Source organism: Parendozoicomonas verongulae (assembly GCF_009711465.1).
Lineage (GTDB): Bacteria > Pseudomonadota > Gammaproteobacteria > Pseudomonadales > Endozoicomonadaceae > Sansalvadorimonas > Sansalvadorimonas verongulae.
This window is the reverse complement of the sequence record NZ_SMME01000138.1, coordinates 1-286: the sequence shown is the minus strand read 5'-3', so window position 1 is coordinate 286 and position 286 is coordinate 1. Positions and strand designations below refer to the sequence as shown.

The following is a 286-nucleotide window of genomic DNA, read 5'->3' as shown; positions in this document are numbered from 1 at the left end:
CCTTTTGTCTGTGACCAGGACGGATGCAATAAGGCTTTCATCGCATCCTATCATCTCACCAGCCACAAACGCACCCATACAGGGGAGAGGCCTTATGTCTGTGACTTTGATGGGTGCAATAAGCGTTTTCCTCAAACTGGCGATCTCGCCGTCCATAAACGCATTCACACAGGGAGTAAACCCTTTGTCTGCGACTTTGACGGGTGCAACAAGGCTTTTATTCAATCCGGTAATCTGACCACCCACAAACGCATCCACACGGGGAACAAACCCTTTGCCTGTGACT

1 protein-coding gene is annotated in these 286 nt (G+C 50.0%); it reads right to left on the bottom strand.

The window, feature by feature from the left end:
• The coding region (locus tag E1189_RS24195) for a hypothetical protein (RefSeq protein WP_230459795.1) at positions 1-286 on the bottom strand (286 nt) is incomplete at both ends.